We start from the raw sequence: 20,414 nt of genomic DNA, 5'->3' as shown, positions 1-20,414 counted from the left end.
GCTTACACAACCTTTGTTTATTTTTGTTTGTTTTTATATTATCAAATATACCAAAAAAAATAAAGAGTGTTATTATAAAAAATTTTTTGTTTTTTTTGTTTTATTTTGAAACAATTTGACTCCTTTTACGATAAAGGAACGATTGTGATTTTTGTGTTTTTTCCTTCAAACTCTTTTTTATATGCTGGATGGATATTGGAATCTGTAATAATTTCGTCCACTTTCTCAATATGATTGATTAAAGCGAACGTCCGAACGCCAAACTTGCTGGAGTCAACTAGTAAAATGGTTTTATCTGCTATCTCCATCATTTGCTTTTTTATTAATGCTTGCCATTCATTCGAATCGCTGAGACCGCCTTCAAGATGCACACCTTTGCAGGATAGGAAAGCTTTATTGACATGGTATGTTTCCAAAGATCGTTCTGCGAGAGGACCAATATACGATAATGATTTTGAAGAGAGCATTCCGCCGGTTGACATTACCTTTATTTGATCTTTGACACTTAATTCAATTGCTACTCTAATGGAATTTGTTATAACTGTTAGTGGTACATTCGGCAGTTCCTTTGCCATATACCATGCCGTCGAACTTGCATCTAAAACAATCTGGTCTCCTGGTTGTATGAGCTTAACTGCTTCTGCAGCGATTGCTTTTTTTTCTTTGGCATTTGTGACTTCACGTTCTAAATAGGACAATTCGAGCTGCTGGTCTCTTTCAATGCTGACCGCTCCCCCGTGGCTGCGCAGAAGCCTCCCTTCCTTTTCCAGCTTTTCTAAATCTCTTCGTATCGTCTCCTCCGTGACTGAAAACATTTTGCTAAGCTCCGATACTCGTACACTTAATTTTTTGTTAACGATTTCAACTATTTTCCTATGTCTTTCGGCTACAAGCACCTTGCACGTCCCCCCAATATGTTCAAAAGTTTTTCAATAGTTATCAGAAAATAATATACCACATTACCCCAATATGTCCTAAAGATTTCAAGCGCTGCCAGAAAATAATATACCACATTATAAAATGAATCATTAAATCATTGTCACCAATATTTTTAGCGCATCAGGCTCAAAGCAGTTTTCTCACAGCGCATCTATTATCTTTTAAAGCGGAAAAGGTTTTTATGCCCTTTTCCGCTTTCCGGAAGCCTCCTGATGGTTAAGTCTCCGTACGTTGTTGAAGGGGGATGACCTGCTGCAATGATTAAATCTTTCTTATTCACGAATTCGTTATAATAACCGATAACTGTTATGTGGAGAATTTTCATGAAGAGCAATGGCCAATAGGCTATTGCTCTTTTGTATTGTCGAAAGATTATCTAGTAAATGCCGCTGGAACACCTCCGTCAACTGTGATCATGCATCCTGTTGTTTTTTCAGCTTTAGAAGATGCAAAAAATGCAATCGCCTCTGCAATGTCTTCAGGATACACATTTACTAATAATGTTGTTCGTTTTTTATAATAATCTTCTAATTCATCCGGTGAAATTCCATAAGCTCTTGCACGCTCTTCACGCCACTTGGAATCCCATATTGCAGAGCCTTGAAGAACGGCATCCGGAAGAACGGAGTTTACACGTATTCCGTATTGGCCGCCTTCAGCAGCAATACATCTTGCCAAATGAGTTTCAAGCGCCTTTGCAGCACTGTAAGCAGCCGCATTCTTTCCAGCATAAATTGAATTTTTCGAGCCAACAAATACCATATTCCCGCCAATACCTTGCGTCTTCATTTGTTTAAACGCTTCGCGAGCTACTAAAAAGTATCCTGTACCAAGAACGTTCATATTTAAATTCCATTCTTGCAAAGTTGTTTCATCGAACGGACTGGATGTAGCAAGTCCAGCGTTGTTGACAATAATATCGACTCCGCCGAAGGCAAGGGCAGCTTCTTTAAAGGCAGCTTGCACTTCTTCCTCTTTTGTTACGTCCATTTTGACGGCAATTGCACGATTTTCGCCATATTTTTCGTTAATTTCTTTAGCTTTTTCCTCTGCTCCTTCGATGTTTAAATCAGCGATAACAACATGTGCGCCTTCGCTGGCTAGACGTCGGCACGTCGCACTGCCAATTCCTCCTGCACCGCCTGTGACAAAAGCCACTTTGCGCGAAAATTCTGCTTCTGGCGGAGCAAGCGTTAATTTGTAGAGCTCAAGCGGCCAATATTCTACATTATAAGACTCATTTTCGTTTAATGAGACGAACTTCCCGATCGCATCTGTCCCTTTCATGACAGCGATGGCGCGATGATAAAGAGCTCCGCTGATCCTTGACATTTTTTCGTTTTTCCCTGTATTCACCATTCCAATACCAGGAATTAAGATTACTCTAGGGGCAGCTTCAAACATTTTGTCCCCTTCGTTTTTGTTCCGCTCAAAATAAGCTTTGTAGTCTTTTTTATAATTGGAAACTCCTTCTTTTATTTTTTCCTTTAATTGCTCTTTATTTTCTGTTTGCGGATCCCATTCGATGTATAAAGGAACCCGCTTCGTGTGAACTAAATGATCAGGGCATGCTGCGCCTATTTGAGAAAGTTCTTTTGCGTTTCGACTGTTAACAAACTGAAGAACATCCTCTCCGTCATCCCAAGTTAAAATCATTTTTCTTTCATCGCTTACAGCACCACGAATAACTGGCAGTATTTCCGCTAGGATTTCTTTTCTTTCATCTTTGGAAAGGGCTTTATATTTTAATCCGCCAAATGCTTTTTCTTCATCGATTCGCTCTTTTATATAGTTTTCTGCTTCATTAATAATAGAAATCGTTTTTGCATAGCATTCCTCTGAAGTATCGCCCCATGTGACTAAGCCGTGTTTTTCCATCAACACTAACTCTGCATTCGGGTTGTTTTTCACGCCTTCAGCAATCATTTTGGAAAGCGTAAATCCAGGACGCACGTAAGGCACCCAAACAAATCGGTTGCCGTAAATCTCCTCAGCAATTTGCTTTCCGTTGTCCGCACAGCAAATGCTGATAATCGCATCAGGATGCGTGTGATCAACATGCTTGAACGGAAGAAATGCGTGCAGCAAAGTTTCAATCGAAGGGCGTGGATGCTTGTGATCAATCATGCAATGAGATAAATAAGCTACCATTTCTTCGTCGGACATTTCATCTCGTTCTATAAGCGGGCGGATATCGTCCAATTTAAGTCCTGTAAAATTGTGCGCTTTCATTGTCGCTAAATCTGAACCGCTTCCTTTTACCCACATGACTTCAATTTCACGGCCGCGGAAATCGCTTTCAATTGTTTTCATTGAAGTGTTGCCTCCGCCCCAGTTGCATACAGCGCGATCAGCTCCGATTAAATTGGAACGGTAGACTAACTGTTCTAAACCTTCCGACAATTTCTTAGCTTTTTCTGAATCCCACAAACTTTTGACCATCTGTTGACCTCCATTTTTGTTTTTATTTATTTTAAATATAACATATGATTGTTTATTATTGAATATATTTTTTTATTTTTGTTTTTTTTGTTTTGAATATTTTATTTATAGCTAAGGTTTGAAATGTATATTGTTTACTTGTTGATTTCACGTCTATTATTTTGGGATTTTTCAATCAAGGGAAAAATAAAAGGTAAATCAACATAAAAAAAAGGGATCAAAATATGAAGGGAATATAATCAGGCAGGATCATATAGTTGCTCTCTTTTACAAGACGAGGGGAATAATGTATAATGAAGTTGAAAAATTGCATCAACAACCAGACGACCAAAGGTGCTGCGACACCTTTGGCCCTGCAACAGACGGTTCCCTTCAAGGGGATCAGGCAGCAGGTAAAAAATAATCCACCACTGCTATCAACTCAAGGGTGGATTATTTTTTTTGCGGATTTGACAGCATTGTAATTATAAGGCTTGAAAAACTGATCGCAAACATTAACGCTTCGAATACTGTCATCGGCACACCCCCTTTCTGTACGGGGTAAATGCCAACCACCCTTGAGTCTACCGTTCTATTGCATTTTCATTATATCAAATACTAAATTTTGAATCTATAAAAAACAGAACATTTGTTCCTTTTTTACTAGAAATTAAATTTTTAGCAAATAATTATTGAAAATTCTGTAAATGGGGTATACATTTGTAGTAAGGGGAGGGAGAAGTATGAGCCGTTTAATAAAGAAAAAAGCTGCTCAACAAGCACTCAAAAAAGTCGTGCATGTAAGCGATATCATTAAGAAACAGCTAGATCCTCAGCTTCCGCTAACCGAACAGCTCGACAAAATTCGAAAAACGTTCGATGAAAGGCTGGACCAAGACGAATATTTTTTGGTCGTAGATGAAACAGGATATTCTCCGCTACATACCAATCGCCTTCGTGAAGGAAGAGTATTTTCGGATGAGGTCGGCAAAAAAGCCGCTACAACAAAAGAACCGCTTTTGCAGCTGTATATCCGTGATACAGGAGAAATTCTTGTTGATGCGAGCTGTCCGCTCGTTACAGACAGTACTGGAAAACGTTATAATATCCGGTTAGGAAGACTCATTCATCGCCCGTATTTGCAAATGAATTTTGCCATGCTATCGTTTTTGCCAAGCTTTCTTTGCCTCATGACAGCTTTATTTATGCAATTATCTTTTCGTCAAGCAATTATTTTATTTTTCGTAACTATTTGCGCCAGTGCAGTAAACAGCTTCTTTGTTTACCGCTCGTTCACTTCTAATCTTAGACAATGGTATAACGTCACTCGTACTGTATCATCAGGCAACCTTCATGTCGAAGTAGATATTGTCGGCAAACGCAATGAGTTTCATCAAATAGGTTATGAAATCAATAAAATTATTTTTGGAATCCGGTCGATTTTAAGCGAGTTTGCCAATGCCGTCAAAACTGTCAAGAAGGTCAGTCAAGATCAAAAAAAAGAAGCGAATCGCTTATCGGAAATTTTTGATGAAGTTGCTGCAACAATGGAAGTGTTCCGCGAAGGCTCCAAACAGCAGACCGATTCGTTTAAAAAAGTTAGCGAACTGGCAAATTCGATGATAGAAGGTGTATCAAATATGGGATCGGAAATTGAACGTGTTGTTGAATACGCTCAATCAACGATGCGTTCAGCAGATGAAGGGCAACAAATGATTGAAAAAACGGAACAGCTTATGCTAAATATTGAAAATGACACGAAAAAGGCAACTTCTCTCATCCAAATGGTATCCAAAAAAGCGGATCAAGCGATGGAAATGGCTTCTGCGATCACAGCAATTGCCAAGCAAACGAACCTTTTAGCATTAAATGCTTCCATTGAAGCAGCGAGAGCAGGTGAATCTGGAAAAGGCTTTGCGATTGTAGCTGCAGAAGTGAGCAAACTGGCAGATGATACAAATTCTTTTGCGGCTAAAATTTTATCTTCGTTGGAAGAAACGAGAAATGATTTAGCTCATGCCGTTACTGCCGTCAAAAAAAATGAAGAAAGTGTTGATCAAGCTTCCTTGTCTATATCTGGAACAAAAGAAAGCATGCAGACATTTAAGCGAATGTTTTCAGACATTCATTCTCTGTTAAAGCATAATCGAGAAAACGTCATAAACATTCGTGAAAACGGCAACAATTTAAAAGGTTTAATAGAAAATGTAAACTTAATCGCACATGATTTCACCAACACAGTCAACGAAACAACGGCAGCATTGGAGGAACATATTGAAGGGATCCATGAGCTTGCAAAGGAATCAGTTATTCTTTCCGATGCTGTCATACATCTTCAAAAAATTTTAAACCGCTTTCAATTACAATAAATGTCTTGATTGACTGGGGATTTTCTCTTTACTATTAAAAATCACATCGTCAAGAAGCGAATATTTGCAGGAATAATCGAAAATGCAAAAGGGAGATCCCCCAACTTCGGTAGTTGAGAAAAAATACTGCGCAGAAATTGACTCATTTTCATCATTATCAAAGCTTCCAAAAAATTAAGCAGCCAAACTCCTAGTATATAGGAATCGGGCTGCTTGCTACGTTTATTATTATCTGCTCAAAATCAAAAGAAAACCATTTTGCGTAATGTCTTCTTTATTTATTTTTCGATAGCTGCAAAGCTTTTTTAATATCTTTAAGCGCATTGGATTTTCCGTACATCAATACGCCGCCTTTGTAAACTCTTGCCCCGAAGACAGCTAATATAGCAATGGATGCTATTAATAAACCGATTCCTAAAAGCGGCTCCCAAATTGGAAGATCCAGCATTCCAACCCGCAAAAACATCAGCATCGGGGTAAACGGCGGAATGTATGATGTGATCGTAACATAGGAAGCTTCCGGATTGCTCAAACCAAATATCGCTAGCATAAAGCCCGCCACAACCGTTAAAATCATCGGAGTGATCAACTGCTGAACATCTTCTATACGACTGACCAGCGAGCCTAGAAAGGCAGCCATCGTCGCATATAATAAATAGCCTAAAATAAAGAAAATGACTGCATATAGAATGGTCGACAACGACGTGTTTTGGAATCCAAAGAAAGAGAAAAATCCTCCATCCATCGATTCTAAATTCTGTTTAATGGAAACGTAGCCGACAATAAGCCATAAGGCAAGCTGCGTTAAACTCAATAGAGCAACACCTAAAATTTTCGCAAACATTTGTGTAATAGGAGGAACACTGGAAATTAAAATTTCCATCACTCTAGAAGATTTTTCTACTGCTACCTCCATCGCAATCATATTTGCATACATGATCACTGCAAAATATATTACAAATAAAAGTACATATACGAGACCTCTCGCTTGATTCAATTCTTCCACCGTTTTTGCGTTGGCATTCAACGCTTCCATTTCAAAAGATACTGGCGCATTCAGCTTCATCAGTTCCTCTTGCGTCAATTTCAATTGACCTGCTGTCCATACCATGCTCACTTGTTGGAGGGCATATTGCAAATCGTTTGGAACGGTTGAGTCTGCAAGAGACGCTGCTTTATATACCGCCATCGGCCGGTTTTCATCATTTAAAGATAAAACGAGATACCCTTTGATCTCATCATTTAATACATTCTTTTTCAGCTCTTCTTCGGAAGCATTAGTTTTTTGCAATTGAATGTCCGGATTAACTTCTTTTAATTGCTTTTTAAACGGTTCAAATAAAGAATTTGATTGATCAATGACTGCAAGGCGTTCTTGATTTTCACCAGAATTAAAAAAATCAATAATTTTTGATATGTTTCCCAAAACTAGAATAATAAGCAATGTAATAACCGTGGAAATGATAAATTGCTTCGATCTTAGTTTGGTAAAATAAGTGTGGAACAAAACAGTCCAAAAGTTATGCATAGGCCGCACCCACTTTCTCTATAAAAATATCATGTAATGAAGGCTCTTCTATTTGGAATTTGCGAATAAATCCTTTATCGACAATCTCCTGTAACAATTGTTGTGCGGTCTCTTCTCTTTCAATTTGCAATTGAATCCCTTCAACTGTTGTCTTGGCTTTTACGACACCTGGGAAATCCTTCAAGAAATTGAGATCAAAATCCGCATGAATCACGAGATTTTTTTTGCCAAAGGAACGTTTAATTTCTTTGAGCGACCCATGAACTACAGGGCTTCCCCTATGTAATATGCATAAATGTTCACATAATTCCTCAACGTGCTCCATCCGATGGCTGGAAAACACAATGGATGTACCGGCATTTTTCAAATCAATGACAGCCTCTTTCAATTGCTCAACATTGACCGGATCCAATCCGCTAAACGGTTCATCCAAGATGAGCAGCTTCGGTTTATGTATGACAGCAGCAATAAATTGAATTTTTTGCTGGTTTCCTTTCGACAGCTCTTCGACTTTTTTTTCAGCGTACTCCGGCACTTTAAACCGTTCGAGCCAATTTGCCAGCTCCTTCAGCGCATCTTTTTTGTTCATCCCTCTTAATCTGGCTAAATAGACAATCTGATCCTTTACCTTTAATTTCGGGTACAATCCCCGCTCTTCGGGCAAATATCCGATATACGGGCTCGTGCTATAATCAATTTTTTCTCCATTCCATGTAATGGTTCCTTCAGTTGGTGCCAGCAGCCCTAAAATCATGCGAAATGTTGTCGTTTTTCCGGCACCGTTTGCCCCTAAAAAACCAAACATTTCTTTTTCCGGAATGGATAAAGACAGCTTATCCACAGCGGTGAAATCGCCAAATTTTTTCGTCACTTGCTCTAGCTTCAACGTCATGTATTTTCCTCCTCTCATCTTTTAATACGGATCAAACAAGAAAAAAGTTCAGTATCGTTTTAAATTTCTGTCTAACTCACAAGTGAAACATCGTTAGTGACAATGATGATATGAAAACTATGTTAAAAATATTTAAACCACATAATTAAAACAGGAGGATGCTTCACAAAAGTTGTTCAAACTTTTGGAAGCATCTCTCCATTTAATAAATGTTGAGATGAACAAAAAGGCAGAAACCTTTTTTTATTACTTAAAGGTTCACTGATTTGATTTTAGAATCCGAACTGAGATGGATTTTGAAGAAATACAACTGTGAAGGACAAAAATAATCTAATAAAATTTATAAACGTCCTTCATGGAGGTGATGGAATCCAAAAAAAGGAAATTGCATATACTGAATGTCCGTCATAACTTTTGAAGGACAGAATGAAAATGGCGTGCATAGAAAAAGTCCTTCATAAGATTCCCGAAGGACATGATCAAGATAGGGAAACATAGGAAAAGCAGTTGTCCAGAAAGCCAAAATCTTTTGGAAACGAAAAACATAAACATTGAATATTGAAAGGGCACCTATAAGCCGAAAAAATCGACTACTTTGACAGCCACTTTTGCCATTATGATTCGGCTTCTTTTCGGCAATAGGAACGCCATCCTCCAAAATCTGTAATATCCTCGAATCGATTGGCGATATACGCCTTCCAAAAGAAAGCCCGACACTTTGTTTCCGTTGATCAGTTCTACTGTTCCTATACTCTAAAGGATTTGTATCCCTAATTTTTTACAGAATACTAAAACCATTTCTTCTTGCCTCTCTTTTTATCGATGACAGCTAAAGCTCTAATGGGAAATTTATCAATAAACGGTTCTACTGAAATACTATAATGTGCCTCGATATCTTTTTTTAATTGATCGCGTAATTCTGTCAATTGGTTCACTATATAATCCATCTTAAATACAGGATCAAACGGTTCCTTTCTCCAAATAGATGTGAGTCGAGCCTTATCGTTATTGTCAAAAGGGATGATTGAAATCAACGGCTCATCTTCGTCAATTTCAAGAGTATAATAATGAAATTCCGGGATATCATATTTGTCACTTTCGATAATGGCGAGCCATCTCTCTAGGTATAAATAAAACTCCAACAATGCGATATCATCTCGGAAATAGGAGATTCCATCTACTTTTATGTCAAAATCTCCACTAACTCTAAGCACAATGGCAGCATTCTTTTTCAACTTTTTAGGAATATAAGATTCATCGGTTGTAAAGTGATAGACAAATTCTATTTGACTGGATATGCTGTCCATATTTCACCATCCCATCCCCTATTACTCTTTCGTACCTATGTTTTACCGAGTGGTTATCACTACAATGATAAATCAGCATTCTTTGTTTCTACCTCTGGATTTATAGAATTGAATCCTTTTCATTCGATTGCGTACTTGGCTTTTATCAGTAGTGTTGAATTAGCATAATTCGGACACTTTTTGAAAAAATAAATGGGGCTTCAAAAATAATAGGCAGCCCCAAGAAATGTTATCAACTACAAACATTGACATAGTCTTTAACAAGTAACGTTCAATGACTAAAGCCATTTCGTCTTACCCTTTTTTTTGTCTACAACTGCTAAAGCTTTTATCGGAAATTTATCAATAAACGGTTCTACTGAAATGTTATAATGTGCCTCGATATCTTTTTTTAATTGATCGCGTAATTCTGTCAATTGGTTCACTATATAATCCATCTTAAATACAGGATCAAACGGTTCCTTTCTCCAAATAGAAGTGAGTCGAGCCTTATCGTTATTGTCAAAAGGGATGATTGAAATTAACGGCTCATCTTCGTCAATTTCAAGAGTATAATAATGAAATTCCGGGATATCATATTTGCCACTTTCGATAATGGCGAGCCATCTCTCTAGGTATAAATAAAACTCCAACAATGCGATATCATCTCGGAAATAGGAGATTCCATCTACTTTTATGTCAAAATCTCCATCAACTCTAAGTACGATAGCAGAATCTTTTTTCCACTTTTTAGGAATGTAAGATTCATCGGTTGTAAAGTGATAGACAAACTCTAATTGATTGGATATGCTGTCCATATTTCACCATCCCACCCTACTACAATTTTTATTTTTTCTGACCTTTTGTACCTATTACTTTACCAAGGTCCGCTATAACTACAAATGACAAATCCGCATTCTTTTTTTCTTCCTCTGGATTTAAAGAATAAGATGCGTTCTTAGAATTTAATCCTTCTTTAACCCAATTACGTATTTGGCTTTTATCAGTAGTATTGAATTTAGAAAAATTACCTCCAGCATTTTTTAAATGCTTATTACTTACATTGAATTTGGAAACTTTACTTTTTGCTGCTTTAACGGCTGCCTTTGCAAATGTGTTAAGAACGGCTTTAGAGCTTTTTATCGACTTAACGATAAGTTTTTTTCCAAATTTTTTTATGGCATACTTGATTCCATGTTTTGCAACTACTCCGATTATAACCGCCGGCAGAACCGAAGCTTGAGCATCAATGGTATTGATCTGGTAAGATTCTCCAGTATCTTGATCAATGAGTGTTGCAATAAAATCGGTGCCGTCAATTTCTTGCAACACTACATCAAAATGTTGAGTAATGATTTCTCCATTCTCTAATGATACTAGCAACCGCTGTACCATGTCCGTATGAATCTATTTGATTATTTTTCTCGTTGAACCTTTTTGATACTTTGACACGAGCCTTTTCTTCATCAATTCCACTATCAATAATGGCAATTTTTATAGGTGTGTCTGTTAAAGAGTTAGGATCAGCATATTCCTTCTGTATGGAGCATAGAGCCCAATTCTGATTACAATCAATTTTTTGATCATAGGATAATTGATGATTGCATGAAGCTAAGAAGATGAAGAATATTATAAAAAAAATAGTTTTCTTAATTTTTATAAATTCCCACACCCCCTAGTTATTTTTACAATATATAGTAATTTTACCAAAATTGTAATTTAAATACAATATTTTAAAATTTTATGTAATAAATCTAACTAAGAGGAAATACTATTTTTTCAAGCAATTTGGAAATGAATTGATACATTGGTATTTTCAATATTCAAGTAACCAGCAGAGGCAAAAGTCGTATTTTACAGTTTAAAAAATAAACAAAACAGAAGTATGCAGCTAACTTTCTGTCTCCTAATACACTGTACGTACACGTCGATTTTATCTAAATAGTTCAGTCACTCCATCCTGTCAATCTCTTAAAATTAGAATTTTGCGCTTGAACGTGAAAAAGCCGCCAACATGTTTGACGGCTTTTGTATTATGAATTGAGTTCTTTCAGGCAATAGGAACGCCATCCTCCAAAAGCTGTAATATCCTCCGCTTGATTGGCTATATACGCTTCACAAAGAAAGCCCGGCACTTTGTTTCCGTTGATCAGTTCTACTGTTCCTATACTTAAAGGTTCTGGAATAGATGCTGTAAAAGCACCAAATGAAGCTAATGGCATTTCCCATATCTCCAATTGAATGGAGGCGCCATTGTGGTTTGTTTTGATAAGCCCAGGTTTGGCAGGATCCGTAGGCAGCTTATACAGCCGGTAATTAGGAGCAGTTGTTGCTTCACATACGAATTTGCCGCCGAATTGATGCATTTCATTTTCGAGCGGAAACCCTCTCATATGCAAACCGCAGACGGCAACAAAAGTCGTATTTTTTTGCGGTTGAAAATTTTCTGTTAGAATCTCTCCTAAAAATTGAGAAGCAAGTCCGAATATCAATCCTTCCTGTTCTGCCAGCGAAAACATCGTCATGCCAAAAGGAACATTTGCTTCCGCATCCTCTGCCGGAATGGCGATTGCCGACAGATCCAAAAGATTACAGTGATTGGTGTATTTTCCCATTTCGTTATTTGTGCGAATCGGATCGAGCCTAACTTGTTCGCGCGTCCAAGTACCGCCACAAGTAGGCAAAACTAATACTGCATCTTTTAACAATTTTTTCACTTTATGCTTGATTGATTGGATCCTGTGCATCGCTTGAAAAGCTGATGCTGCCGTATGATCAGGAGAAGCTCCGGAAGAAAGGACTTTTTCCGTAACGGAAAACACATCTTCTGTATTTGCTTTCACAAAATCACCTAAATCCGCCCATCTTTCCGCCACCCAAGGACCTTCATAAAGAAGAGATGCCGCTTCGGAAAACAAATCATAATCGATATACTCAATCGGAAGACGCAAACGTTCCAATCTTTTCATCGTTTTCATCCATGCATTCCTATATCCTTCACGAAATGGGCCAAAAAACGAAAGCGGTTGTTTCGGCAAACAAATTTTGCTCGGACTTTTCGGCGATACGTTCGGGAAATAGCGTGACCAAGGATCTGTTTCATCCTCGCCGCGCACAATTCGATCAACTTCCAATGCATCCTGCAAATTGTGCGCAAAAACTGTCACACAATCAAGGCTTGCGCAAGCCGGAACTACTCCAGCGGTCGGCCAGGCTCCCCTGCTCGGCTTAAATCCGACTAAGCGATTTAAGGCTGCCGGCACTCGTCCGGACCCAGCAGTGTCCGTTCCGAGTGCAAACGCTGCATGGCCTCGTGCAACGGCCACCGCAGATCCAGAGCTTGATCCCCCGCTGATCAGTTCTTCTTTTAAGGCATTTTTCGTTTCTCCATAAGGACTTCTTGTACCGACAAGCCCAGTGGCAAACTGATCTAAATTTGTTTTTCCTAATGGGATTGCACCTGCTGCAATTAACCGCTCAACCACTGTTGCGCTTTTTTCTGGTATATAAGCATATTGGGGGCAAGCTGCAGTTGTCGGAACCCCGGCTAAATCAATGTTGTCTTTAATAGCAAATGGAATTCCCCATAATGGCAAGCTTTTCCGATCCAGTGAAGCAAGCCTGTCTAGATAAGGCTGAATTCTTTCCATTGCCGGAGGGGTAATCCATATATTCATATCCTCATCTTGTTTAACTCGATGAATGATTTCAACGACTACTTCTTCGGGAGTCAATTCATTGTTAAGGTACATCTCTCTCAACCGCGCAATCGTCAAAGGTTGAGGAAAATGTTTGACCGATTTCATTTGAGAACCTCCTCTCGTTCTTTCTGCTTTAAAATGCTGACAATCAATTGTCCTGATTGCACCTCGTCCCCTGGTTTCACGTAAACATTTACTATTTGTCCATCGCACGGGGCCAGCTGCGGAAACTCCATTTTCATGCTTTCTTCAATCATCAGAACATCGCCTTTCTTAACTTGCTGTCCAGGAGACACAAGAACTTTCCATACACTTCCAGGCATGGAAGAACGAACAACCTCAGCACCTGGAGGGATATTTTCCTCTTGCCCTTCTTTCATTGGTTCATGCTCTGATATATATTCCGCCAATCCTAGCTGCTTCCACCGTTCTCGCTCTGCTTGAAAAGCTTCCTGCTGCCGCATGCGGAAAGTTTCGGCACTATCTTTGATCGAATCCAAGAATTTTAAATATTCGCCAAGATCAAACGCTGTTTCTGTTATTTCCACTTCAAACCTTCCTCTAAGAAAATCTTCCCGCAATTGCAGCAACTGTTCCGCATCTACTGGGTAAAACTGAATTTGATCGAAAAACCGCAATAGCCAAGGTTTTCCTTGTTCAAAACTCTTCGTTGTCCGGAATTTATTCCACATTTGAATCGTCCGGCCGACAAATTGATAGCCTCCAGGACCTTCCATTCCATATACACATAAATACGAACCGCCAATTCCTACCGCATTTTCAGGCGTCCAAGTCCGGGCAGGGTTATATTTTGTTGTGACTAAACGGTGCCGAGGATCAATTGGAATGGCTACTGGAGCGCCAAGATAGACGTCACCTAATCCTAAAACAAGATATTTTGCATCAAATACAATTTTCTTTACATCATCAATGCTTTTTAAGCCATTTATGCGCCTGATGAATTCCAAATTACTCGGACACCACGGAGCATCGGAACGGACGTTTTTCTGGTAGCGTTCAATGGCCAATTGAGTAGCCGGATCATCCCAGGAAAGAGGCAGCCGAACAATACGTGAAGGGACTTTTATCGATTCCAGCGGCGGAAGCTCGCGATCAATTTCTAAAATTTTTTGACAAGCCTCGCGAACGGACATTTTCGATGGGTCAATGTGCACTTGCAAAGACCGAATGCCCGGCGTTAAATCAAGGAAAGGGATGTTGCCTTTTTGTTGTATCGCTTGCATTAAAGCATGTACTTGAAACCGATACAGCAGGTCTAAATCCATTGAACCGTACTCAATCAGCAAATTTTCGTCGCCGCTTGAACGAATCGTAATTGGAATGTTTCGAGATGTTTGTTCTTGAGCCAAAATTGAATCGTCGGCTGTAATTTTTGGATTAATGGCAGGAAGTTGAGAAGGTTGAAATCCGTACAAACTGCCATTTTCAATTTTTTGCATAAACATTTCTTGTTTTTTTCGAAGTTCCGCCGCTTCTTCCAATGACAACAAATGAAACTTGACGATATCGCCCGGATGCAATTGCCCAATTTTCCAAAACTCAGCTGAAGCCGTCGTAACTGGGCAGACAAATCCTCCTAAACTAGGTCCATCAGGTCCCAGTAAAATCGGCATATCGCCTGTTAGATCAAGCGATCCCACTGCATAAGCGTTATCATGAATATTTGATGGATGCAAACCTGCATCTCCGCCGTCTTCTCTTGCCCATTTCGGCGCTGGGCCCATTAACCGGACGCCTGTGCGCGAACTGTTAAAATGCACTTCCCATTCTGTTTCAGTTAATTGCTGCAAATAATCCGGCTGCAAAAATTCGCTTGTACAATGAGGGCCCGGAATGACGCCTATCGTCCATTTATTCGTCATGATCGGTCTATATTCAGCTGGAAGCCCCTTCGTTTTTTTGACAACAGCCCCCCGGTTGACCAAAAGCACATCGCCAGTGCGCAAGGCGCGTCCGCCATGGCCGCCGAATCCGCCGAGCGTAAATGTGGAGGAGCTTCCTAAAACTTCAGGCATGTCAAAACCGCCTGCTACTAATAAATAAGTCCGCATTCCCCTTTTCGCTTCACCAAATGATAATACTTGGTTCTTTTTTGCCAAAACAGGTTCATACATCGGCACGGGCTGATCGTCAAGCTTAGCCTGCATATCGGCACCTGTAATACAAAACCATATATCATCTCGAAAACGATAAGATCCCCCGAGCAATGTCATTTCAAGACCAGGGGCGCCTTCTCTGTTCCCGAGAAGTTTATTTCCAATCCGGAACGAGAGCTGGTCCATTGGACCGGAAGGCGGCACACCTACGCTCCAATATTTAATGCGTCCGGGCCAATCCTGAACAGTTGTTTGAATTCCTCCGTCCAATACTTCCAGTGCATGTTCTCTAGGTTGAAAATGGTTTAATAAACGGGTGTATACATTTCCTTTTATAAAATCCTTTTCCTTCAATAAAGCTTTCAAGTAGTGGAGATTGGTTGTAATACCGTACAATTTCGTTTCGTTTAGCGCTTGTATGAGTTTTCCGATCGCCTCTTCCCTGTTTTTTCCACGAACAATCACTTTCGCCAGCATTGGATCATAAAGAGTCGTAACCGTGATTCCGTTTCTTACCCACGTTTCCGTTCGAGCTGTTTTAGGAAATTTTGCCTCATCAATCTGTCCGGCGCTCGGCCGAAACTCATGCAAACAATCTTCCGCATAAATACGCGCTTGAATGCTATGCCCTTTCGGCTCTTTAACCAAGGAATGCAATTCATGCAGATCATCTGCTGCTTCACGTATCATCCATTCAACAAGATCGATGCCAAAGACCTCTTCTGTTACACCATGCTCCACTTGAAGTCTTGTATTCACTTCAAGAAAGTAAAAGGAGCTTGTTTCAGGATCATATAAAAACTCAACGGTGCCTGCACTCCGGTATCCAACTTCTTCCGCCAATCGGATGGCGGCTGCGAACATTCCTTTTCTGACTTCCTGGGACAAAAGAGGGGCCGGACTTTCTTCCACAACTTTTTGATTGCGGCGCTGAATAGAGCAGTCTCGTTCGCCTAAAGCTACCACTTCACCAAATCGATTTCCAAAAATTTGAACTTCTATATGGCGTGCTCTAGCGATATATTTCTCCAGGAAAACGCCTTTATTTTTAAAATTTGTTTCAGCAAGACGACGTACCGCCTCAAATGCCGAGCGCAAATGCTGTTCATTTTCGCAAACGCGCATTCCGATGCCTCCGCCTCCTGCCGTGCTTTTTAAAATAATTGGATAACCAATATGTTCAGCTTGTTTTACCGCCTCATCCAAATCGGTGATGAGGTCCGTTCCCGGCAATAAAGGAACATTGGCTTTTTTTGCAATTTCTCTGGCAGAATGCTTTAATCCGAATATCTCCATCTGTTCAGGTGAAGGTCCGATAAACGTAATTCCATTTTGTTCGCACAAGCGGGCAAAATCTGCGTTTTCACTTAAAAATCCATATCCGGGATGAATGGCATCGGCTCCTGACTCAATGGCAGCTTTTATGATTAAATTTCCATTCAAATAGCTGTCTTTGACCGGGCCTTCTCCTATTAAAATAGCTTCATCTGCTTCGTCTACATGTAAACTGTCTTGATCCGCCTTTGTATATATAGCAACCGATAGAATTCCAAGCTTGCGAAGCGTCCGTTCAATCCGGACGGCTATTGCCCCGCGATTGGCAATCAGAATTTTTTTAAACATTTTGTTCTCCCCCCTGACGCATCCGTATCCTAGTTGATTCTGTTTATTTATCCCAAATCAGCACTTGTATTTTTGTTGGATTGTAAGCATTGCAAGGATTGTTTAATTGCGGGCAGTTGCTGATCAGCACCAATGTCCGCCGAAGGGATAATAATTCCACATAACTTCCGGCATAAGAGATTCCATCAGCAAATTCTAAATGACCATCTTCTGTAACCGGAACATTCATGAAGAAGTTAATATTTGGAGCCAGATCCCTTTTTGTAAAACGCTCCCCATATTTCGACAACTGCAGCATAAACGTGTCGCGGCAATTGTGCATATGCAATTTATCATGTGCATATCGGACGGTATTGCTTTGTGCTGAGCAAGCACCGCCTAATGTATCGTGCCGCCCGCATGTATCCGCTACAATCTTCAGCAATTCATTTCCTGATTCAGAACGAAGCACCGAACCTGTTGTTAAGTAAATATTTTTCTGTCCTGTAATGGTGGCTGTTACACTGTAATGATCCTCCGGATTATCTGCATCGTAAAACAATGTATCTACTGCTTGGTTTCCTTCCAAGTCGACAATTCTTAGAACTTGCCCTGGCTTTAGTTCATGCATCCAGCCTTCACCGGCAGGGATGATTTTGTTATAGATTGCATTTTCTTCTTTTCGAGGACTTTCTACTTTTTTAATATTTTCCATGTTCCTTTCCTCCCCATATCGTATTTTTAAATCGGTATTTTCTATAATGTTGATCTTTAAAGGCATCAGCCTGGGTACTCAAACAATTTCCTGCCCAATGCTATAAAAGCGCATAATATTCCCAAGTATTTTCAAATGCCCGGCGGTTTTCAGGACGATAATTTACACAATAATCGTTCAAATCGACAGGCTCTGCCGGAAGCATTTCCATTGCCACCGGAACGGACGGATAGTTGGTTCTTGGATCAAGCGGATTTGGTGTATTAGATACAATCAGCAAAATATCCATTTCTGTTCTTAATGTTACTGTGTCATTTTTTTTGCAATGATCCAAACAATAGGTAAGGTTGCCTTTGTCGTCGGTTTTCACTTTTGAAAACAGATTGACGACAGGAGCCATGTCGCGCAGGCTGAGCCCGTTTCTTACAAGTTCCATGGCAAAGTTCTCTTCTCCGCTTCTGAGCCAGTCATTTCTTAATTCTTGATAGCTTGTTTTTCCATATTTCTCATCTGTTCCTTCCCTTGTGGTATAGCCTGAAACAGTGTCGTGCCAGCCAAGGCTGTCGCTAGTGATGCTGGCCAATACTCGGCCGTTATCGCTCATCAATACGTTTCCCTTTGTCAAGTGAAATGTGTGCTGGGCTTTTAATGTATCCGGCATGTTATACCGCTCTGAAAGATCATGTACATGATACATCATAAGCGAAAGATTGGCTCCAGCCTCCAAGGCTGTAAAACGAATAAGCTTTCCTTTTCCGATTTTTCCTGACCATTTTCCTCCAGGTACGATCGTTTTGCTGAAAATTTTAGTCATCCAAAATACCTCCCTTGAGACTTTTCTTAATGATCGTTGTAAAAAAATAAAAGCCTAGGGAAATCTCCCAGGCTTTTATCCTTCCGTGTTTATAGAAAGACATCTTTTGATGCTTTCTATACGCTCTCTCTCGGACCAGACCTGCTGCAAACTTAAGCAGCAGCGGAACCCTAGACAGCTTTTTTGTTCCTATCGATCAGGAACCTTTATGAAATTTTTATTTAAGATTAATATAGAAAGGAGTGCAGCATTGTTCAATGATTTTGTTAGATAATATAACATGAAACTTACAATGAATGCTGGAAATAGATAAAAACAATGTTAAACATTAAATTCCCCGATCATGTTTCTCAGTTTTTTTGCTACATTTGAGAGATTTTCTGCCGTTGCTGTAAATTCTTCAATTGCAGCCAGTTGTTCTTCCGTTGAGGCTGCCACATTTTGTGAATGAGCTGATGACTTTTTGGCGATGTCAGCCAATTGTCCGATAGAAACAGCAACTTGATCAGCTCCTGTTGACATTTGCTGGACAGATGAGGAAACCTCTTGTATTTGACATGTTACTTTTTCAACTGATGTTAAAATTTTATGGAAAGCACGCCCAGCATCATCAACAACCCTTTTACCCTCTTTTAGATCGCTTCTTCCTTTATCGATATTCTCCACGGCAGCAGCAGCAATGGAGAGGACATGCTGTATCATTTCATTTATTTGAATCGCAGATTGTTTTGACTCTTCCGCCAAGTTTCGAACTTCCGTTGCTACAACAGTAAAACCCTTGCCTTGTTCCCCTGCACGCGCCGCCTCAATGGCAGCATTTAGAGCCAATAAATTCGTCTGCTCCGCTATATTTGCCATGACATCTGATATTTTTTTTATCTCGTCGGTAAGCTTGCCAAGTTCCTCAATCTTAATAAACGCTTCATCAACGGATTTTTGTAAAAATTCCATCTGCTTGACTGCTTTGACAATTGATTTGTTTCCTTCTTCTGCGATTTTCGATGTGGTCAAGGCCGATTCTGCTGCGAAAGAAGATGACGATGCAATTTTTTGAACTTCATTGGCAATATTATTCACCGCATGTGAGCTTTCATCCGCCATGTCACCTTGATCACCGGCTCCGGAAGCAATGTCTTGAACTGCCATCGTGATCTGTTCTGTACTTTCCGCAAAGTTTTTAGTACCTTCAGAAAGCTCGAGTGCTGAAGCGGAAACTTCATCTGTCGTTTCCTTTATTTTTAGCATCATTTTTTGCAGGTTCTCCAGCATTCTATTAAATGCCGTCGCCAGCTTTCCAATTTCATCTTTATTCGTGATATGGATTCTAGCTGTTAAATCTCCTTTATTTCGCGCCAATTCCTCTAATTTATTTGCAATTTTCCACAATGGCCGGGTGGTTCTTTTAGAAATAAATATTGCAATTAAAATTCCTGCAAACAGTGCTGTGATAAATACCGCTGCACCCGCCATGATTTTTTTTCTTATTAATTTTTCATCTTCCTCAATTTTCTTGGTTATCCGTTCTGTCTCAATTTGTTTGAATTCTTCCAGTTTGGAACTAAAAATAGCGCGAATATCCGCATATTCTCCATGAAAAATAGCAAGTGTTTTTTGGCGGTCTTCCCCGGCCAATTCCATCATCTGCGTTTCTAATTCAACTAATTTTTGATTGTTTATATTTAGATCGTGGAAAATTTTTTTCGTCCTGGAATCATCCAGCATCGGAGTCACTTCTTTAATATGTTGATCAATTTGCTTTGCAAACTGATTGTACTTTTCCCTTTCGGCCGTATTATCCGGTTCGATAATCACCCCTCTGACCGCATCTGTTAACGCAAGGTCTTCAAATTGAATCTGGTGGGCAAGCTGCAATTTTTTCATATCGGTATTTGCTAAATTAAAATAGGATTTGGAAACGTCCTGCAAAGTAGAGTAAACAATAAGAAAGGCGAGCAGGACAATTAGCAAAACGGTTCCAAAGCTAAGGAGCAGTTTGTTTCGTATCTTCATCATCAACAGCCCTTCCGATC

The 20,414-nt window shown here is 39.7% G+C and carries 15 protein-coding genes and 1 riboswitch; of the genes, 2 read left to right on the top strand and 13 right to left on the bottom strand.

Translation table 11 applies throughout. The features are described 5' to 3' along the window. Positions 1–125: 125 nt before the first annotated feature. Together RI196_RS03085 and RI196_RS03080 are read right to left on the bottom strand one after the other, a co-directional pair. Positions 126–896: a DeoR/GlpR family DNA-binding transcription regulator gene (locus tag RI196_RS03085; RefSeq protein WP_066246791.1), complete on the bottom strand. Its 771-nt coding sequence runs from the start codon at positions 894–896 to the stop codon at positions 126–128. A 415-nt stretch (positions 897–1,311) separates the two neighbouring features. Further along, on the bottom strand, positions 1,312–3,381 hold the full coding sequence (locus RI196_RS03080) for a bifunctional aldolase/short-chain dehydrogenase (protein WP_144598060.1): 2,070 nt from the start codon (positions 3,379–3,381) through the stop codon (positions 1,312–1,314). 293 nt (positions 3,382–3,674) lie between these two features. Between RI196_RS03080 and RI196_RS03075 the strand changes: the two genes are divergently transcribed. Beyond that, positions 3,675–3,845, top strand: coding sequence for a hypothetical protein (locus tag RI196_RS03075; protein ID WP_158640191.1), 171 nt, complete (start codon positions 3,675–3,677; stop codon positions 3,843–3,845). Here the strand turns inward: RI196_RS03075 and RI196_RS18495 are convergent. Further along, on the bottom strand, positions 3,814–3,897 hold the full coding sequence (locus RI196_RS18495; RefSeq protein WP_375338799.1) for a putative holin-like toxin: 84 nt from the start codon (positions 3,895–3,897) through the stop codon (positions 3,814–3,816). The genes RI196_RS03075 and RI196_RS18495 overlap by 32 nt on opposite strands. Positions 3,898–4,103: 206 nt before the next feature. On the opposite strand from RI196_RS18495, the gene RI196_RS03070 reads away from it, so the two are divergent. After that, positions 4,104–5,729, top strand: a complete 1,626-nt coding sequence (locus RI196_RS03070; RefSeq protein ID WP_094245152.1) for a methyl-accepting chemotaxis protein — start codon at positions 4,104–4,106, stop codon at positions 5,727–5,729. A 274-nt stretch (positions 5,730–6,003) separates the two neighbouring features. Here RI196_RS03070 and RI196_RS03065 read toward each other — a convergent pair whose 3' ends face one another. The 10 genes from RI196_RS03065 to RI196_RS03020 form a co-directional block, all read right to left on the bottom strand. Then, complete coding sequence (locus RI196_RS03065) at positions 6,004–7,257, bottom strand: ABC transporter permease (protein WP_063389255.1); 1,254 nt, start codon at positions 7,255–7,257, stop codon at positions 6,004–6,006. Next, positions 7,250–8,149: an ABC transporter ATP-binding protein gene (locus tag RI196_RS03060; protein WP_144598061.1), complete on the bottom strand. Its 900-nt coding sequence runs from the start codon at positions 8,147–8,149 to the stop codon at positions 7,250–7,252. The genes RI196_RS03065 and RI196_RS03060 overlap by 8 nt, the downstream gene beginning before the upstream one ends. Positions 8,150–8,937: 788 nt before the next feature. Continuing rightward, positions 8,938–9,456, bottom strand: a complete 519-nt coding sequence (locus tag RI196_RS03055; RefSeq protein ID WP_144598062.1) for a DUF7878 domain-containing protein — start codon at positions 9,454–9,456, stop codon at positions 8,938–8,940. 278 nt (positions 9,457–9,734) lie between these two features. Continuing rightward, positions 9,735–10,253 (bottom strand): DUF7878 domain-containing protein, encoded by a 519-nt coding sequence (locus RI196_RS03050; protein ID WP_144598063.1) that lies wholly within the window; start codon positions 10,251–10,253, stop codon positions 9,735–9,737. 28 nt (positions 10,254–10,281) lie between these two features. Continuing rightward, positions 10,282–10,830: an SAR2788 family putative toxin gene (locus RI196_RS03045; RefSeq protein WP_130156700.1), complete on the bottom strand. Its 549-nt coding sequence runs from the start codon at positions 10,828–10,830 to the stop codon at positions 10,282–10,284. 638 nt (positions 10,831–11,468) lie between these two features. After that, positions 11,469–13,241 (bottom strand): allophanate hydrolase, encoded by a 1,773-nt coding sequence (gene atzF / locus RI196_RS03040; RefSeq protein ID WP_144598064.1) that lies wholly within the window; start codon positions 13,239–13,241, stop codon positions 11,469–11,471. Continuing rightward, complete coding sequence (uca, locus tag RI196_RS03035; RefSeq protein ID WP_311066877.1) at positions 13,238–16,876, bottom strand: urea carboxylase; 3,639 nt, start codon at positions 16,874–16,876, stop codon at positions 13,238–13,240. The genes atzF and uca overlap by 4 nt, the downstream gene beginning before the upstream one ends. A gap of 43 nt (positions 16,877–16,919) precedes the next feature. Next, positions 16,920–17,570 carry an urea amidolyase associated protein UAAP2 gene (locus RI196_RS03030; RefSeq protein ID WP_094245131.1) on the bottom strand — a complete coding sequence of 217 codons (651 nt, stop codon included), beginning with the start codon at positions 17,568–17,570 and terminating at the stop codon, positions 16,920–16,922. 100 nt (positions 17,571–17,670) lie between these two features. After that, positions 17,671–18,384, bottom strand: coding sequence for an urea amidolyase associated protein UAAP1 (locus RI196_RS03025; RefSeq protein ID WP_311066876.1), 714 nt, complete (start codon positions 18,382–18,384; stop codon positions 17,671–17,673). Positions 18,385–18,446: 62 nt separating this feature from the next. Next, a riboswitch (guanidine-I (ykkC/yxkD leader) is annotated at positions 18,447–18,569 on the bottom strand. A gap of 136 nt (positions 18,570–18,705) precedes the next feature. Next, on the bottom strand, positions 18,706–20,397 hold the full coding sequence (locus tag RI196_RS03020) for a methyl-accepting chemotaxis protein (RefSeq protein WP_144598066.1): 1,692 nt from the start codon (positions 20,395–20,397) through the stop codon (positions 18,706–18,708). Positions 20,398–20,414 lie beyond the last annotated feature (17 nt).

It is taken from the genome of Aeribacillus composti (assembly GCF_031760945.1).
Classification (GTDB): Bacteria; Bacillota; Bacilli; order Bacillales; family Aeribacillaceae; genus Aeribacillus; species Aeribacillus composti.
Note: the sequence above shows the minus strand (reverse complement) of the source record. Positions and strands in the feature narration are given on the sequence as shown.